This window comes from Pseudomonas sp. GD04019 (genome assembly GCF_029837695.1).
GTDB lineage: Bacteria > Pseudomonadota > Gammaproteobacteria > Pseudomonadales > Pseudomonadaceae > Aquipseudomonas.
Genome location: NZ_JAOEEA010000023.1, coordinates 1 through 14,561 on the forward strand (window position 1 = coordinate 1; position 14,561 = coordinate 14,561).

Genomic DNA, 14,561 nt, shown 5'->3' on the forward strand with positions numbered 1-14,561 from the left:
CAACCGCACCGACGGCAGCGCAGATCAAAAGCTTTTGCCCACTACTTGTGGGGAGAGTCCATATACGCATTGTTAGGCGTGTTACTTAGGTAGGTTTTTGGTTGGAGTTCTGCTCCATTTTCCTTTTTTGTCGTTGTAGCTATACCACCACACGACGGATTTTTGATTTGGTATTGAGGTGCAGCTCAAATCTGCCTCTATATAGTATGTGGTTCCGCCCATTCTTCTTTCTTTATCTATTTTTGAAATCTTGCACACTGAGGTTTCTCTGGCTAAGTCTCCCTCAAAGTCGGGCTTTCCTTTCTGAATGATGTTTGCAATTTTATACAGCCCTCCGGTTACGAAGGGCGATGCAATTACACTAACGAAGGTGACAGCTAGGCATTTAATGTAAAAGCCTCGTTGATATTTTAGTTTGAAAATTATCAGTTGAAATGCAGCAATGGATCCAGCCCAGAATAGGAATAGCACTCCTCCTGCTAAGGCAGTTCCCCAGCTTCTGGAGTTTGAGATGATGAGAAATGCGATAAGTACTGCTGCAGTAGTGAATGGGACATAGCCTAAGGTGAATTTTTTAAGGGCTATCGGCATGGTTTTCTTCCTTGAGCGCCTAACGTTTGGCTAAGGGGCCGGCTTCGCCGGTCCCGAGTGAGCGGAGCGAACGACTTGAGCCAGTTGTTAGGCCGTGGCTACAGTGCTGGCTTGCCATCAAGAAAACCATCTATTTCCTTTTCTTGACAAAGACTAGAGAACTTTACTGGCAGAAGCCGGGAGCTGTTCCCGTTAGGGGCGAATTCTGTATATGTCATGTCAATTACTCTTGCGCTAACAAGATTGACTAGTAAGGAGTATTTAGGGTTTGCCCATTTCTCTGGTGTATATCCTGGGTCGTATAGATTGATATTCATATAGTGTGGTAGTGAAGAGCTCTTGTGGTACCAGGATGCAGATAGTGATATGTCGGATGCGCTGCTTGTTTTAATTAATTTAACAATGCACTGTGGTAGGGTGACTTCATTTTTTGCAACTGATATTTGAATGCTTTCTATTGGGATGGTATCTGTGTTGCTGGCGAATTTTATTTTTAGAGTCGCGGGCAGGTATTGATCTGGCAAGCCAATTATTGCCCCGTTGTCTTCGAGGCTAAGCACCGTGTCCTTGTGGCCAAAGCAGTAGTTGTTCAGAGATAAGAAAATCAGTGATGCCAGGATTAGGTTTTTCATAGGGCCTAACGTTTGGTTAAGGGGCCGGCTTTAGCCGGTCCCGAGTGAGCGAAGCGAACGGCTTGAACCAGATGTTATGTTGCACCACCTCGTTTCCATAGCTGGCCTTCACACACGACCTTGCAGTGGTAGCAACCGCTCTCTTTGTCGTTGATGTTGTACCACTCATGGCTGCCTCCTGCCTGTTCGCAGTTGGCCCCTTTGGTGGCCACGCCCAAATCAATAAGGAGCCAAGGCAGATGGCCTCTGAGCCAGGTTCTAAAACGATATGGCCCACCGGAGTACTGGGGCATTGGCACACTTTCCTAGTGATACATAACGTTTGGTTAAGGGGCCGGCTTTAGCCGGTCCCAGCGAGCGGAGCGAGCGATTTGAACTAATTGTTAGAGATTTGCACGATGCGTGGCAAGAAGATAGCCGGCAGGAGCGACTAGCGCGAAGAGTACGGAGTATTTTGCTATTTGCGTTAAAGAAGATACTGCGAACACTAGCAGGGAGTCAGTGTCGATTAGTTTGGAAGATTGCATTGCGAATACACCAGCTCCAAGTATTGCTGCATATGCTGCTCCCACGATTGCACCATGCTGCACTGGTTTGTTTCTGCATGAATAACCTACATACAGCCCAGGTGCGGCCCATGCCAGCATGGACGTGGCTTGTATAAACATGCTGAAAAGAGGTGATAGGAAGTATGGTGTGTGCAAGGCCACATCGGTAGCAATTGATTTTTGGCCATGTAGTAAGGCTTGCGAAATGACGCTGGCTAGAACTGCTATGAATAGCCCTATGACGAGAGCGCGTTTGTTCATGACTATCTCTAACGTTTGGTTAAGGGGCGGGCTTTAGCCCGTCCCAGTGAGCGAAGCGAACGATTTGAACCACTTGTTAGGCGTTGTCCACAGTCTTGGCAATGACAAAACCATAGAAGCCAATTGCAGATACAATGCGCCAGGCTTTGTAACCTTCAGATTGTAACCAACGGCTATAGTTTTGAAGATTATCCTTCCAGAACCTTACTCCATGCATGCGGTTCCATTCAGTAATTTCGTTGCCATATTCTTGCATGAGCTCAGAGATTTCTATTTCTTCGATATCAGTGATGATGGCGCCCATAGTATGTGAAAAATTATAGAGCGCAACATTTGAGAACTTTATATATGAATCATCGGTTTCTTCTTCGGGGTAGCCATACACCAAATGAAAAGCAATAGTCTCACCACGATCTGATACTTCGTATTTCTTGAGATGGTAGTCGTGATATCGCATAAGATGCCTAACTATAAATAGACACCAAATGGTGTTTAAACGCCCCATTTGGTGGATAACATTCTCTTGCGGTTGGCTGCGAAAGCTCTAGATCGCGCAGTGCGCGGAGATGAAGATATTATGCGCCAGCACTACAAGTCCTTTTGCCAGCAAGCTGGCTATTGGCCGCAGGGTAGCTTGCGAGAGGGGCATGGGACAATGCTCGGCAGTGGTGTCGCAATGGTGTCGAACCACATGCCATCACTGGTTAAACGCCGAGCTGCATTTTTACGCTCAGCTGCCTTTGCTTAGACGCTCAGATAAACCCAGGCTGATGCCGCTCCGCCACATAGTCGAGCGGCAGCGCGGCGGCCTTGATGAAGAAGGCGGCCAGCTCGGTTTCCACCAGGGTCTGGTTGATCGACTCCAGTGGCGCCTCCAGGCGCTGGACTTCCTGGCCGTAAATTTTCTCGTGCAGCACGAGGTTGCGCTCCGTCAACGCGCCGATCCGATAGATGCAGGGGACGCCGTCGCTGGGGCGCTTGAGGGTCAGGTGCAGTTCGGGGCGCTCGTCGTTGCGCAGTTGCGTGTGTGCCTCCAGGCCATTGGCGTGGGCGTAACGGGCGGCTTCTTCGAAGTGCAATGCGGCGCAATCCACCAGGGCCACCCGCAGGGCGTCGCGGAAGTTTTCTTGGCTGTTCATCGGTTACTACCTCGGCTGTCGAGCATTGGCTTTTCGACCCGGCGGCCATCGGCGAGTGCCCGGCTTTTTCAGCGCAGCGGCGTGGCAAAAATCGCTAGAACCTCTACGGAGCGCCCCTCTCATAGCTAGAAGGCGCCTTTCGCGGCGCACCCTAGCCATGAGGAGAACGACATGTCTGAAAAGAAGAACCCGAGCGAGGCGGCGGGCACCCACACACTCGATCGCGGCAACAGCAACGCCAAGTTGGACCAGCTTGAGCGTTGGCGCGAAGACGCCAGTGGCAAGGCCCTGACGTCCAATACCGGGGTCAAGGTGGCCGACAACCAGAACACGCTGAAGGCCGGCGAGCGAGGCCCCTCGCTGCTCGAAGACTTCCTGATGCGCGAGAAGATCACCCACTTCGACCACGAGCGCATTCCCGAGCGGGTAGTGCATGCTCGCGGCGCGGCGGCCCATGGCTACTTCCAGGTCTACGAGCCGCTCAGCGACCTGACCTGCGCCGACTTCCTCAATCATCCGCAGAAGAAGACTCCGGTGTTCGTGCGCTTCTCAACCGTGCAGGGGCCGCGCGGCTCGGCGGACACGGTGCGTGACGTGCGCGGCTTCGCCACCAAGTTCTACACCGACGAGGGCAACTTCGACCTGGTCGGCAACAACATGCCGGTGTTCTTCATCCAGGACGCGATCAAGTTTCCCGACTTCGTTCACGCCGTGAAGCCGGAGCCGCACAACGAGATCCCCACCGGCGCCTCGGCCCACGACACCTTCTGGGACTTCGTCTCGCTGCAGCCTGAGTCGGCGCACATGGTGCTGTGGGCCATGTCCGACCGTGGCATCCCAGTGGCCTACCGGGCCATGCAGGGCTTTGGCGTGCATACTTTCCGCCTGGTCAACGCCGAGGGCCGCAGCGTGTTCGTCAAGTTCCACTGGCGGCCGGTGTCCGGCGTCTATTCGCTGGTGTGGGACGAGGCGCAGAAACTGGCCGGCAAGGACCCGGACTTCAACCGCCGGCAGCTGTGGGAAGACATCGAGAGCGGCGACTATCCTGAGTGGGAGCTGGGTCTGCAGGTGATCCCGGAGGAGGACGAGCACAAGTTCGACTTCGACCTGCTGGATCCGACCAAGCTGGTGCCGGAGGAACTGGTGCCGGTACGCGTGGTGGGCAAGATGGTGCTCAACCGCAACCCGGACAACTTCTTCGCCGAGACCGAGCAGGCGGCGTTCCATATCGGTCACGTGGTGCCGGGCATCGACTTCAGCAACGACCCGCTGCTGCAGGGCCGGCTGTTTTCCTACACCGATACCCAGCTGCTGCGCCTGGGCGGGCCGAATTTCAACGAGCTGCCCATCAACCGGCCGCTGTGTCCGTTCCACAACAACCAGCGCGATGCGCCGCATCGACAGACCATCAACAAGGGCAGGGCGGCCTACGAGCCCAACTCCATCGACGGCGGCTGGCCCAAGGAAACCCCGCCGGCGGCCAACGGTGGTGGCTTCGTCTCCTATCCGGAGCCGATGACCGGGATCAAGCTGCGCAAGCGTGCCGATTCGTTCGGCGACCATTTCTCCCAGGCCCGGCTGTTCTGGAACAGCATGGCGCCCCACGAGAAGGAGCACATCATCGCAGCCTACAGCTTCGAGCTGGGCAAGGTGGAGCGCCGTGAAATCCGCGAGCGCGAGGTCAACGAGATTCTCGCCAATATCGATTCGACGCTGGCCTCGCGGGTGGCACAAAACCTCGGTCTGCCGGCGCCAGCCGGTGGCAATGTGGCGCCGGTGAAAACCGCCCTGAAGGAGTCGCCGGCACTGAGCCAGGCCAACCTGCTGTCGGGCAATATCCGCTCGCGCAAGGTAGCCATTCTGCTGGCCGACGGCGCCAACGCCGACGACGTCAGCCACATCATCGGTGTACTCAACAGCGAAGGCGCCACGGCCAAGGTGCTCGGCCCCAGTTCGGCGCCGGTGAAGACCAGCGATGGCAATACCCTAGTGCCCGACGCCACCTATGACGGCCTGCCCTCGATCGCCTTCGATGCGGTATTCGTCCCCGCCGGTGCGGAGGCGGTCAAGGCGTTGCTGGGCAATGGCGCGGCGTTGCATTACCTGCTGGAGGCCTACAAGCATCTCAAGGCCATCGCCCTGTGCGGCGAGGCGGCGGATCTGCTGGCAGAGCTGCGGCTGGAGGCCGATGAAGGGTTGCTCAGTGCTGCCAAGGCAGAAGATCTGTGCGCCGATCTGGTCAAGGCCATGGCCAAGCATCGGGTGTGGGCCCGCGAGCCGAAGGCCAAGGCGATTCCAGCCTGAGGCAAAAACAGCTCCGGCCCAACCGGGCCGGAGTGACTTGAGTCGGACTAGCGGTGGGCGAAGTGGTGCGCCGCGCGATAGGCCGGGCTCAGTACCGGGCGCGGCAGCTTCGGTCTTGGCGTCTTGCGCCGAGTGGACAGCGGCGCCGGCTGTGGCCTGGCTACACGTGGCTGGTTGTAGGTGGCATGGCGACGGACGATGCGCAGCATGCCCCAGAGCATGGCTGCTGCCACCAGGAACCAGGCCGAGATCATCAGCAGAATGATGCTTGCGGGGCCCATTAGCGGTCTCCTTCGATGATGCGCACGCGCTCATGCACGTGCAACGACAGGGTCAATTCATCCAGCAGGCCGGCGGCAAAGCGGCGCAGGGGCAGGGCGCTTGCGTCGGGCTGCAGGAAATCGGCGAACTCCAGCCGGGTACCCACTGGCAGCGGGGCCTCGACCAGGGTCCAGGCAATCGGGCTGGCCAGCAGGCGCTCCTGCAGATGGCTCACGGGGGCAGCGGGTTGTTGCGTGGTCTGGTCCAGCCAGGCGAAGTCGTCCACCACCAGCAGGCGCTTCACTCCGGCGACTTCCAGGCCATCCAGCAGGGCGAGCAGGGCGCGGAACAGCAGAGGGAAGTCGTCCCGTGCCGAGCCCGGCAACTGCTCGCCGAGCAGGCAGATGACCGCGTCCATGCCGGCCAAGCTGTGACTGACGGAAAGGGCGTCGGACAGGTCGCCGCCCTTGGTGCGCAGGCCGGGAGTCGAGGGTAGGGCGTTGAGCTGGTCGACGATGGCCATTGCCTCGTACTGGCGATGCAGCGCCTCCACCAGTACCGCGCTGCCCAGGCTGCTACGGGCGCCATAGAGGGCCAGCTTGCAGGCCGGGGTTTCCAGGTTCTTCATGGTTCAGGACTGCAGGCGGTGGCCCGGCGAAACGGCGGTCTTCTGCGTGTCGATACGGCTCACCTGGACATCGGTGATCGTCCCGGGCAGCGCCTCGGTATGCAGGGACTGCAGGTAGAACATCGCCTGATCCGGCGTCAGCGACTCGCTATCGGCCTGCACCGTGACGGAGGTGGGCTGGTTGTCGCGGATGTAACTGACCAGGAAATCGTATTTCTTCGCCATGCTTGAACTCCCGTGCTGCGTGGCCTGGCGGCCTCCTGACAGGTAGACAACCAACTGGCCGAACAGAGTTCAGGAATTTCTCGATAAAACCTTCTGCGCTTGCCTGCGGTCGACTGGTTACGGACACCCGACGGCGGGCCGCAGGAGGAACAGATGACTTTCATGTGTTTGATCAGTGGCTGTAACTGGATCGATGGCGATATCACCCTGCTGGGCAAGGAAACCTTGCTCTGCCAGTGCTGCAGACGCTGTGGCAGCTTCCGCTACATCCCTGGAGCAGAGGCGCTCGAGCACTGAAACTGTCTCCGGCCACGGCGGGCCGGCCCCTAACACTCCCAGGAAGCGACCGTCATGGCCCGAGCTATCTGGAAAGGCGCTATCAGTTTTGGCCTGGTGCACATCCCGGTGGCGCTGGTCTCGGCCACCGCGTCTCAGGGCGTGGACTTCGACTGGCTGGACAAGCGCAGCATGGAACCGGTCGGTTACAAGCGGGTGAACAAGGTCACCGGCAAGGAAGTTACCAAGGAAAACATCGTCAAGGGCGTGGCCTACGAGAAGGGGCGCTACGTGGTGCTCAGCGAGGAGGAGATCCGCGCTGCGCACCCGGAGTCGACCCAGACCATCGATATCTTCGCCTTCGTCGATAGCCCGCAGATCCCGCTGCAGAACATCGACACCCCCTACTACCTGACGCCCGACCGCCGCGGCGAGAAGGTCTATGCGCTGCTGCGCGAGGCCCTGGCCAGCACCGACAAGGTGGCTTTGGCCCATGTGGTGTTGCACACCCGCCAGCACCTGGCGGCGCTGATGCCGCTGGAGTCGGCCCTGGTTCTGGTGAAGCTGCGCTGGCCCAGCGAGGTGCGCGGCCTGGAGTCGCTGGAGCTGGGCTCCGCGGTGACCAGCCCGAAGCTGGTGAAGAGCGAGCTGGACATGGCCAAGCGGCTGATCAAGGACATGAGCGCCGACTGGCAGCCGGAGGATTACCAGGACAGCTTCCAGGACCGGATCATGGAACTGGTGGAGCAGAAGGCCAAGGCCGGCAAGATCGAGGAGGTCGAGCGCGTGGAAGGCGCGGAGGAGCGGCGCAGCGCCGATGTCATCGACCTCACCGAGCTGCTCAAGCGCAGCCTCGGCGGCAAGGCCGAGAGCAAACCATCGAAGCCCAAGGCAAAGGCGAAGGCGGCCGGCACGACCCCACGCAAGACCGCCAAGACGGCACGCAAATAAGCCAGGAAAACCGACATGGCCAGGGCGCAGAGCGAATACAACCGCAAACGCAATTTCGAGCAGACCAGCGAACCCCGCGAGGAACCGCGCAAGCGCGCCCGCAAGGCCGGTGCCCTGCGTTTCGTGATCCAGAAGCACGACGCCCGGCGCCTGCACTACGACTTCCGCCTCGAACTGGACGGCACCCTGAAGAGTTGGGCGGTGCCCAAGGGCCCGAGCCTGGACCCCCGCGACAAGCGCCTGGCGGTGCACGTGGAAGATCACCCGTTGGATTACGCGAGCTTCGAGGGCAGCATTCCTGAGGGCAACTACGGCGCTGGCGACGTGATCGTCTGGGACCACGGCGTCTGGCAGCCCCATGGCGACCCGGCGTCCGCCTACGCCGCCGGCAAGCTCAAGTTCACCCTGGTCGGCGAGAAGCTGGCGGGCGACTGGACCCTCGTGCGCACTCATCTGCGCGGCAGCAGTGACAAACAGCAGTGGTTGCTGATCAAGGAGCGCGACGACACCGCACGTTCGGCCGACGAGTACGACATAGTCGAAGCGTTGCCGCAGAGCGTGATCAGTGGCGGACTGGTGGGTGGGCCGAGCAAGAAGGCCGTGCGCAAGGCGGCTGAAAGCAAGCCAAAAACCAGGCCCAAGGCCGAGTCTGCCAACGCCGATTTTCCGGCCAGCCTGGCGCCGCAGCTGGCCACGCTGATGGAGCGTCCGCCGGAGGGCGACTGGCTCTACGAGGTGAAGTTCGACGGTTACCGCATCCTCGCCCGCATCGCCGACGGCGAGGTGCGCCTGTTCACCCGCAACGGCCACGACTGGACGGCGCGCCTGCCGCGGCAGGCGGAAGCCCTGGCCAAGCTGAAGTTGCGCGACACCTGGCTGGACGGCGAGGTGGTGGTGATGAACGATCAGGGCCTGCCGGACTTCCAGCTGCTGCAGAACGCCTTCGACATCGGCCGCAGCCACGACATTCTCTATTACCTGTTCGACGCGCCCTTCATCAATGGCGAGGACCTGCGCGAGACGCCGCTGGAGCAGCGCCGTGCCCAGCTCAAGCAGCTGCTGGGCAATCCGCGGCGCTCGCCCTTGCGCTTCTCGGAGGCGTTCAGCGCGCGCCACGAGGACATCATCGAAAGCGCCTGTGCCATGTCCCTGGAAGGCGTGATCGGCAAGCGCGCCGGAAGCCTCTACGTCTCGCGCCGTAGCTCCGACTGGATCAAGCTCAAGTGCCGCCTGCGCCAGGAGTTCGTCATCGTCGGGCATACCAAGCCGCAGGGCAGCCGCAGCGGCTTTGGCGCACTGTTGCTGGCGGTCAACGACGAAGATGGCCTGCGCTATGCAGGGCGCGTCGGCAGCGGTTTCGGCGAGGTGGCGCTGAAGGAGTTGCACCAGCGCCTGCAGCAGCTGGCCCGCAGCGGCTCGCCCCTGGCGCACAAGCTCACTTCCGCCCAGACCCGCGGGGTCAGCTGGGTGGAGCCACAATTGGTCGGTGAGGTCGAGTTCGCCGAGTGGACCCGCGAAGGCATCGTGCGCCAGGCCACCTTCGTCGCCCTGCGCAGCGACAAACCGGCCAGCCAGATCGTGCGCGAGCGGCCGCGTGCTCCCGAGCAGCTCGGCGCCAAGGCCAAGCCCGACAAGCCCAGCAAGAAACCTGCGAACGGCAAGGGTGGCAAGCCCGTGGTGGCCGAGGTGCCGATCAGCAATCCCCAGCGGGTGATCGACCCGGACAGCGGTACCACCAAGCTGGATCTGGCCTTGTTCTACGAAGGCATCGCCGAGTGGCTGCTGCCGTATCTGGACAATCGCCCGGTATCGCTGGTGCGGGCGCCGGATGGCGTGGGCGGCGAGCAGTTCTTCCAAAAGCATGCCGAGCGCCTGGCCATTCCCAACATCAAGCATCTGGACCCGAGCCTGGACCCTGGCCACGCCAGGCTGATGGAAATCGACAGCCTACCGGCGCTGGTGGGCGCCGTGCAGATGGGCACCATCGAGCTGCACACCTGGGGCGCCACCAGCGACCGCATCGAGACGCCGGACCACTTAGTCCTCGACCTCGACCCGGACCCCGCGCTGCCCTGGCGCAGCATGCTGGAGGCCACCCGCCTGACACTTGCTGTGCTCAATGAGCTGCACCTGGATGCCTATCTGAAGACCAGCGGCGGCAAGGGCATCCACATCATCGTGCCGCTGGCCCGGCGTGCCGGCTGGGACACGGTCAAGGGCTTCGCCAAGGCCGTCGCCCAGTTCATGACCCGCCAGCTGCCGGAGCGCTTCACCGCCACCTCGGGACCGAAGAACCGGGTCGGCAAAATCTTTATCGACTACCTGCGCAATGGCCGTGGTGCCAGCACTGTGGCCGCCTATTCGGTACGCGCCCGCCCGGGGCTACCGGTGTCGGTGCCGATCAGTCGCGACGAACTGGAAGGCCTGCGCAGCGCCCAGCAATGGACCATCGCCAACCTGCAGGAACGCCTGGACGGCCTGCAGGATAACCCCTGGAAAGGCTACGCCAACCGCCAACGCCTGACCCGCGCCATGTGGGAGCGGCTCGGCGCCACACCGCCCGCAAGCGAATGACGAGGAAATTCCATGAGCCAGAAACAGACCCTGCCAGCGCAGCACCAGGAGACCCCGCACGGCAGCGAGGCACAGATGGACCCGCCACCGGTGTACATCGACGAGCGCTATCGCGGCGCCGGCAAGCTGGAGGGCAAGGTTGCCATCATCAGCGGCGCCGACAGCGGCATCGGTCGTGCCGTAGCCGTGCACTTCGCCGAAGAGGGCTGCGACATCGTGCTGCTGTACTTCGACCGCGATGAAGACGCCAAGCACACCCAGGCGGAGATCGAGCGCCGCGGCCGCCAGGTACTGCCAATGGCCGGTGACGTGGCTGACGCCGGGTTCTGCCGCCAGGTGGTCGAACAGGCCATCGGCAAGTGGGGCCATATCGATATCCTGGTCAACAACGCCGGCGAACAGCAGCCTCAGGACGGTCTGGAAGACATCAGCGAAGAGCAGTGGGAGCAGACCTTCCGCACCAATATCTTCGGCATCTTCCAACTGACCAAGGCCACGCTGCCGCACCTGAAGGAAGGTGCAGCGATCATCAACACCACCTCGATCACCGCCTACAAGGGCCACCCGGTGCTGCTCGACTACTCGTCGACCAAGGGGGCGATCACCACCTTCACCCGCTCGCTGGCGCTGAACCTGGCCAAGCGTGGCATCCGCGTCAATGCGGTCGCCCCGGGGCCGATCTGGACGCCGCTGATCACCTCGACCTTCCCGCCAGAAAAGGTGGCCACCTTCGGCTCGGACACCCCCATGCAGCGCCCAGGCCAGCCGGCCGAAGTGGCGCCGGCGTTCGTTTACCTGGCCTGCAACGATTCGTCCTATGTCAGCGGCCAGGTGCTGCATGTGAATGGCGGTACGGTGGTGAATGGCTAGCGGCTGGCGCGCCGCGGCCTCAGGCAGCGGCGTGCCAGTACCAGAACAGGGCGATTTCCCCAGGAGCGGCGAGGTTGCCATACAGGTGCAGATCGAAGCCGCCCAGGCGGAAGCCGAAGCGCTCGTAGAGTTTGCAGGCCGCTACATTGTTGTTCTGCGTCTCCAGCATCAGGCCGGATAAACCATGGCTCTTGCACCAGTCCACGGCGTGGTGGAGCAGGGCGGTCGCCACGCCGGCCCGGCGCAGGTTGGCGTCGACCAGGATATTGTCGATGCGCGCATAGCCGTTCCAGGCTTCGGAAAGCAGTATCGCGCCGGCTGGCCGTCCCTCTAGGTGGGCGATGAACAGCTCGCCGTCGGCATCTTCGTCGTCATCGTCACCGTAGGATTTCCTGTAGGGCTCCACGTCGACGATGTCGTAGCCGAAGCGACCGTCGATGAAATGGGGACGCAGTTCCTGCGTCACGTCGAAGCTGGCATCCAGACCGGCGTCGGCCAACTCTGGCAGTGAGCCTTTGTGGATGGTGATGCCGGGCATCTAGAGTTTCTCCTATACCCGCTACTGGCACTGAGCGATCGGCATATCCGCCTTGCCGAAGGTGGCGTATACCAGATCGATCTGGTGCGCGCGCATGACATGGCCCAGCTCAGGCGTGCAAACCACTTTCTGCCAGCGCTCCTGGCGTGCTTGGTTCTCGGGGGACAGCATCTGGCTGTTCAGATTGCCGCTCAGCTGCAACTGCGAAGGCTGCGCGGCGGCAAACGAGAGATGGAAGAGTGACCAGCTCTCTCCGGCAGCCGCCTGTGCCGGGTCAACGCCATTCTTGGCGCCGAGAAACTCCAGCTTCAGGTCGGCGGATTGCGCCGCGACTGCTGTACCGACGCGAGCCAGATCCGCGATGGCGGCCTGATCGGCTGGGCTGATGCCGGAGGACGATTGCGCGTTCTCCGCGTCAGGTTGTTGGTCACATCCGGCTAATGCACCGAACGCCAGGATGGAGCAGAGGAACAGGGGCTTGAGTGGTGGGAGATCGATCATGTGGGCTCTCGGGATACCTGTGAACGTTCGTGCGGCTATGGCTGGTTTGCTGGGTCGTGGCCGAGCAGAAGGGTCAGGCACTGCGCCCCTCCAATACCCTCGCTAGCCTTGTCATCCCAATCGCGGCGCGCTTGCGCATGACTCTGCGGGCGAGCGGCAAGAGGGTGATCCTGGCGAGGAGGTGATCATTGCGGCTGAACATCCGCCACACGACCCGACATGCGCCGGCATCGATGGAATGGAACTCGATTTCCATCCTCGGCATCAGTGGCGGCAGCTGGCCTTCCGTGACGAGCAGTTTGTTCGGCTCCGCAGCAACGACCGTGATGGCGACCTTGCGGGTACCGCGCAGGGGAATGGCGACGGTTTCAAGATAGGTTTTCCCGGGAACGGCATGCGCCAATTCGTTCGCCGACTCGATGGCGAGGACGCCAGGAAACCACTCGCCGAACGTCTCCAGATTGGTGATGTAGTCGTACGCCACACTCACCGGGCACGCTATCTCGGCAGTGTTTTCTGTCAGCAGATACACGCGATGCTCCTGTTGTAGCCACGGGCCGTAGTCACCGTAGAGTGGGGTCAGGGTTGTGATTGCTCAAGGGCGATGGCCAACTGCTGCCGCTTCGACAGGCCGGAGCGTGCCTTGGCGTAAGACCAGGTGATCAGCTCCCGAAGGTAGTCGGCCGGAACCGTCTCGACATCCACGATGGTGACCCAGCGGAACCTGGCCATATAGCGAGCCGGCTTGATGCCCGGCACGTCGGTCAGCTCCAGGAAGCGCTCCGCAGAGGTGCAAATACTGAAGCGCCACTGCTCCGGCTCACTGGTCTTGAAATAGGCGAACTTCCTGCCGCCCACGTAATAGACAAGGATGTTGCTCGGCGCGTCGTACAGCCTCGACGAGACACCGGGGAGTCCACGGCAGTAGTCCTTGACGGCGGTAATATCCATAAAATCCGTACACTCTAATGTGGCAATCTGAATCAGCCGCTATGTGGCGGATTTCAATTCGCAGGGAATTAGCTCGGCTCTGTGGGTTGGAGTCGCATTTCTCATAAACGGGAGAATGAACTTCCCCAGGTAATTCGCGTTATTGGTTTCGATCTGCATGCAGGTCCTAGTATCTGGCTTTAGATTTGCTCGCAATTTGAAACCAGGGCTGCCTGTCGATGAAACAGTAAAGGTGCGACTTCCCGAAGGTAGCTTAAACTCAACTGTCTTGCTTATTTTCATGTAGGAGAGAAGCGTTTTGTCGTTATCGAAAAGATTAAAGCCGCTCTCTCCTAGCTTTGTTTCCTTGGAGATTACGATTAACGTAGCAGTGCCGGCCTGCTCTGAGGCCCCAGTTGATGGTCTAGGCGTGCGCATGGCTTCATTTTGACAACCGGTCATCAAAACAACACCTAGCATTACGATTTTTCTCACAGTGTCTCCCCCAAGTATTGATTTAAAGGGCGGGCAAATTTTGACTGTCTAGTCAGCGGAGCGGCTCAGCTTAATGGATTGTTATATTCGCCTATCACTTATGGCTAATAATTTGTTTATTTCAACCTCCGGCTTATCTGGCGACCCAAATCTCCATTGGGGCAGCGGCGCTATGATTAGCGCAGCCCAGCCACCGATGGTAGTTATCTTGAAGGATCCTAACGGCACTAATTTTTGCTGATCTGTAGTGGTCGAGGCACTATATGTGTCTACGCAGTGCGTTGGGATTAGCCCAAATGTAAGCACAAACAGCATTGGCTCGAAGCACTGAAATCCCTCCGGATATAAATTCTCCTTTTTGAGTAGAATAGACGCATCTGGATTAGGTATCATTTTTGCCACGGAAGCCTTATCGGCCATCTCAACTTTGTAAGTCGCACAGCCACCTATCAGCGTTAGCAAAATAATACTGATTACTTTATTCATAGAGCACTGAGCTGGCCAAAAGCAGCCATTAGCAGAAAAGCGAATACAACAATCCCAATGCAGCACACATATGTTTCATTTCTAGACCCGCTCAGCCACTCATTCTTCGGGTATTTCCAAAGCGTGGCCGCTTTTACAAAAGGCCAGCCTATGGCGTAGAAAAATGAGCCCAGTAGGATCTCTGTTGCAAAGTAGCCAAGAAGTCGTGCAGCGAAGCTGAGAATTTCTTCCATGTGTCACCAGCGTATGGCATTCGGTTAATCGAGCGGTTTCAGTCGGTCCCGAGTGAGCACAGTGAGCGGCTTGAATGCTGTAATGGACTCTCTCCACACCACACTCTGAAGTACCGAG

General features: G+C 59.7%; 17 protein-coding genes and 1 pseudogene. 5 read left to right on the top strand and 13 right to left on the bottom strand.

What is annotated here, in order from left to right; translation table 11 throughout:
* Positions 1–81 precede the first annotated feature (81 nt).
* The 5 genes from N7607_RS22840 to N7607_RS22860 form a co-directional block, all read right to left on the bottom strand.
* A complete protein-coding gene (locus tag N7607_RS22840) occupies positions 82–591 on the bottom strand; it encodes a hypothetical protein (RefSeq protein ID WP_279869438.1) in 510 nt (169 codons plus the stop codon).
* A 98-nt stretch (positions 592–689) separates the two neighbouring features.
* Complete coding sequence (locus N7607_RS22845; RefSeq protein WP_279869440.1) at positions 690–1,223, bottom strand: hypothetical protein; 534 nt, start codon at positions 1,221–1,223, stop codon at positions 690–692.
* Positions 1,224–1,606: 383 nt separating this feature from the next.
* Positions 1,607–2,032, bottom strand: coding sequence for a hypothetical protein (locus tag N7607_RS22850; RefSeq protein ID WP_279869441.1), 426 nt, complete (start codon positions 2,030–2,032; stop codon positions 1,607–1,609).
* A 76-nt stretch (positions 2,033–2,108) separates the two neighbouring features.
* The gene (locus tag N7607_RS22855; protein ID WP_279869443.1) at positions 2,109–2,489 is read right to left on the bottom strand and encodes a hypothetical protein; all 381 of its coding nucleotides are present in this window, start codon (positions 2,487–2,489) and stop codon (positions 2,109–2,111) included.
* 295 nt (positions 2,490–2,784) lie between these two features.
* On the bottom strand, positions 2,785–3,171 hold the full coding sequence (locus tag N7607_RS22860; protein ID WP_279869445.1) for a hypothetical protein: 387 nt from the start codon (positions 3,169–3,171) through the stop codon (positions 2,785–2,787).
* A gap of 168 nt (positions 3,172–3,339) precedes the next feature.
* Here N7607_RS22860 and katE point away from each other — a divergent pair.
* Positions 3,340–5,475: pseudogene (gene katE / locus N7607_RS22865) on the top strand (catalase HPII); the annotation flags it as partial.
* 47 nt (positions 5,476–5,522) lie between these two features.
* Here katE and N7607_RS22870 read toward each other — a convergent pair.
* From N7607_RS22870 to N7607_RS22880, 3 genes are read right to left on the bottom strand one after another with little or no spacing between them, the layout of a single operon-like run.
* Positions 5,523–5,756, bottom strand: a complete 234-nt coding sequence (locus tag N7607_RS22870) for a hypothetical protein (protein ID WP_279869447.1) — start codon at positions 5,754–5,756, stop codon at positions 5,523–5,525.
* A complete protein-coding gene (locus N7607_RS22875) occupies positions 5,756–6,364 on the bottom strand; it encodes an NAD(P)H-binding protein (RefSeq protein WP_279869449.1) in 609 nt (202 codons plus the stop codon). Before N7607_RS22875 ends, N7607_RS22870 begins: the two co-directional genes overlap by 1 nt.
* A 3-nt stretch (positions 6,365–6,367) precedes the next feature.
* Positions 6,368–6,589 carry a hypothetical protein gene (locus N7607_RS22880; RefSeq protein ID WP_279869451.1) on the bottom strand — a complete coding sequence of 74 codons (222 nt, stop codon included), beginning with the start codon at positions 6,587–6,589 and terminating at the stop codon, positions 6,368–6,370.
* 153 nt (positions 6,590–6,742) lie between these two features.
* Between N7607_RS22880 and N7607_RS22885 the strand changes: the two genes are divergently transcribed.
* The 4 genes from N7607_RS22885 to N7607_RS22900 are packed head-to-tail and all read left to right on the top strand — an operon-like array spanning position 6,743 to position 11,260.
* Positions 6,743–6,886: a PSPA7_2676 family Cys-rich small protein gene (locus tag N7607_RS22885; RefSeq protein ID WP_279869452.1), complete on the top strand. Its 144-nt coding sequence runs from the start codon at positions 6,743–6,745 to the stop codon at positions 6,884–6,886.
* Positions 6,887–6,940: 54 nt separating this feature from the next.
* On the top strand, positions 6,941–7,816 hold the full coding sequence (locus N7607_RS22890; protein WP_279869454.1) for a Ku protein: 876 nt from the start codon (positions 6,941–6,943) through the stop codon (positions 7,814–7,816).
* Between the two features lie 15 nt (positions 7,817–7,831).
* Positions 7,832–10,390 carry a DNA ligase D gene (ligD, locus tag N7607_RS22895; protein WP_279869455.1) on the top strand — a complete coding sequence of 853 codons (2,559 nt, stop codon included), beginning with the start codon at positions 7,832–7,834 and terminating at the stop codon, positions 10,388–10,390.
* Between the two features lie 12 nt (positions 10,391–10,402).
* A complete protein-coding gene (locus N7607_RS22900; RefSeq protein WP_279869457.1) occupies positions 10,403–11,260 on the top strand; it encodes an SDR family oxidoreductase in 858 nt (285 codons plus the stop codon).
* A 19-nt stretch (positions 11,261–11,279) separates the two neighbouring features.
* Here the strand turns inward: N7607_RS22900 and N7607_RS22905 are convergent, their stop codons facing one another.
* The 5 genes from N7607_RS22905 to N7607_RS22925 form a co-directional block, all read right to left on the bottom strand.
* Positions 11,280–11,798, bottom strand: coding sequence for a GNAT family N-acetyltransferase (locus N7607_RS22905; RefSeq protein ID WP_279869459.1), 519 nt, complete (start codon positions 11,796–11,798; stop codon positions 11,280–11,282).
* A gap of 21 nt (positions 11,799–11,819) precedes the next feature.
* A complete protein-coding gene (locus tag N7607_RS22910) occupies positions 11,820–12,299 on the bottom strand; it encodes a hypothetical protein (RefSeq protein ID WP_279869460.1) in 480 nt (159 codons plus the stop codon).
* A 73-nt stretch (positions 12,300–12,372) separates the two neighbouring features.
* On the bottom strand, positions 12,373–12,831 hold the full coding sequence (locus N7607_RS22915) for an SRPBCC family protein (protein ID WP_279869461.1): 459 nt from the start codon (positions 12,829–12,831) through the stop codon (positions 12,373–12,375).
* A gap of 47 nt (positions 12,832–12,878) precedes the next feature.
* On the bottom strand, positions 12,879–13,250 hold the full coding sequence (locus N7607_RS22920) for an MmcQ/YjbR family DNA-binding protein (RefSeq protein ID WP_279869462.1): 372 nt from the start codon (positions 13,248–13,250) through the stop codon (positions 12,879–12,881).
* Between the two features lie 956 nt (positions 13,251–14,206).
* Entirely contained in the window at positions 14,207–14,443 is a 237-nt protein-coding gene (locus N7607_RS22925; RefSeq protein WP_279869463.1) for a hypothetical protein, read from the bottom strand.
* Positions 14,444–14,561: the final 118 nt, after the last annotated feature.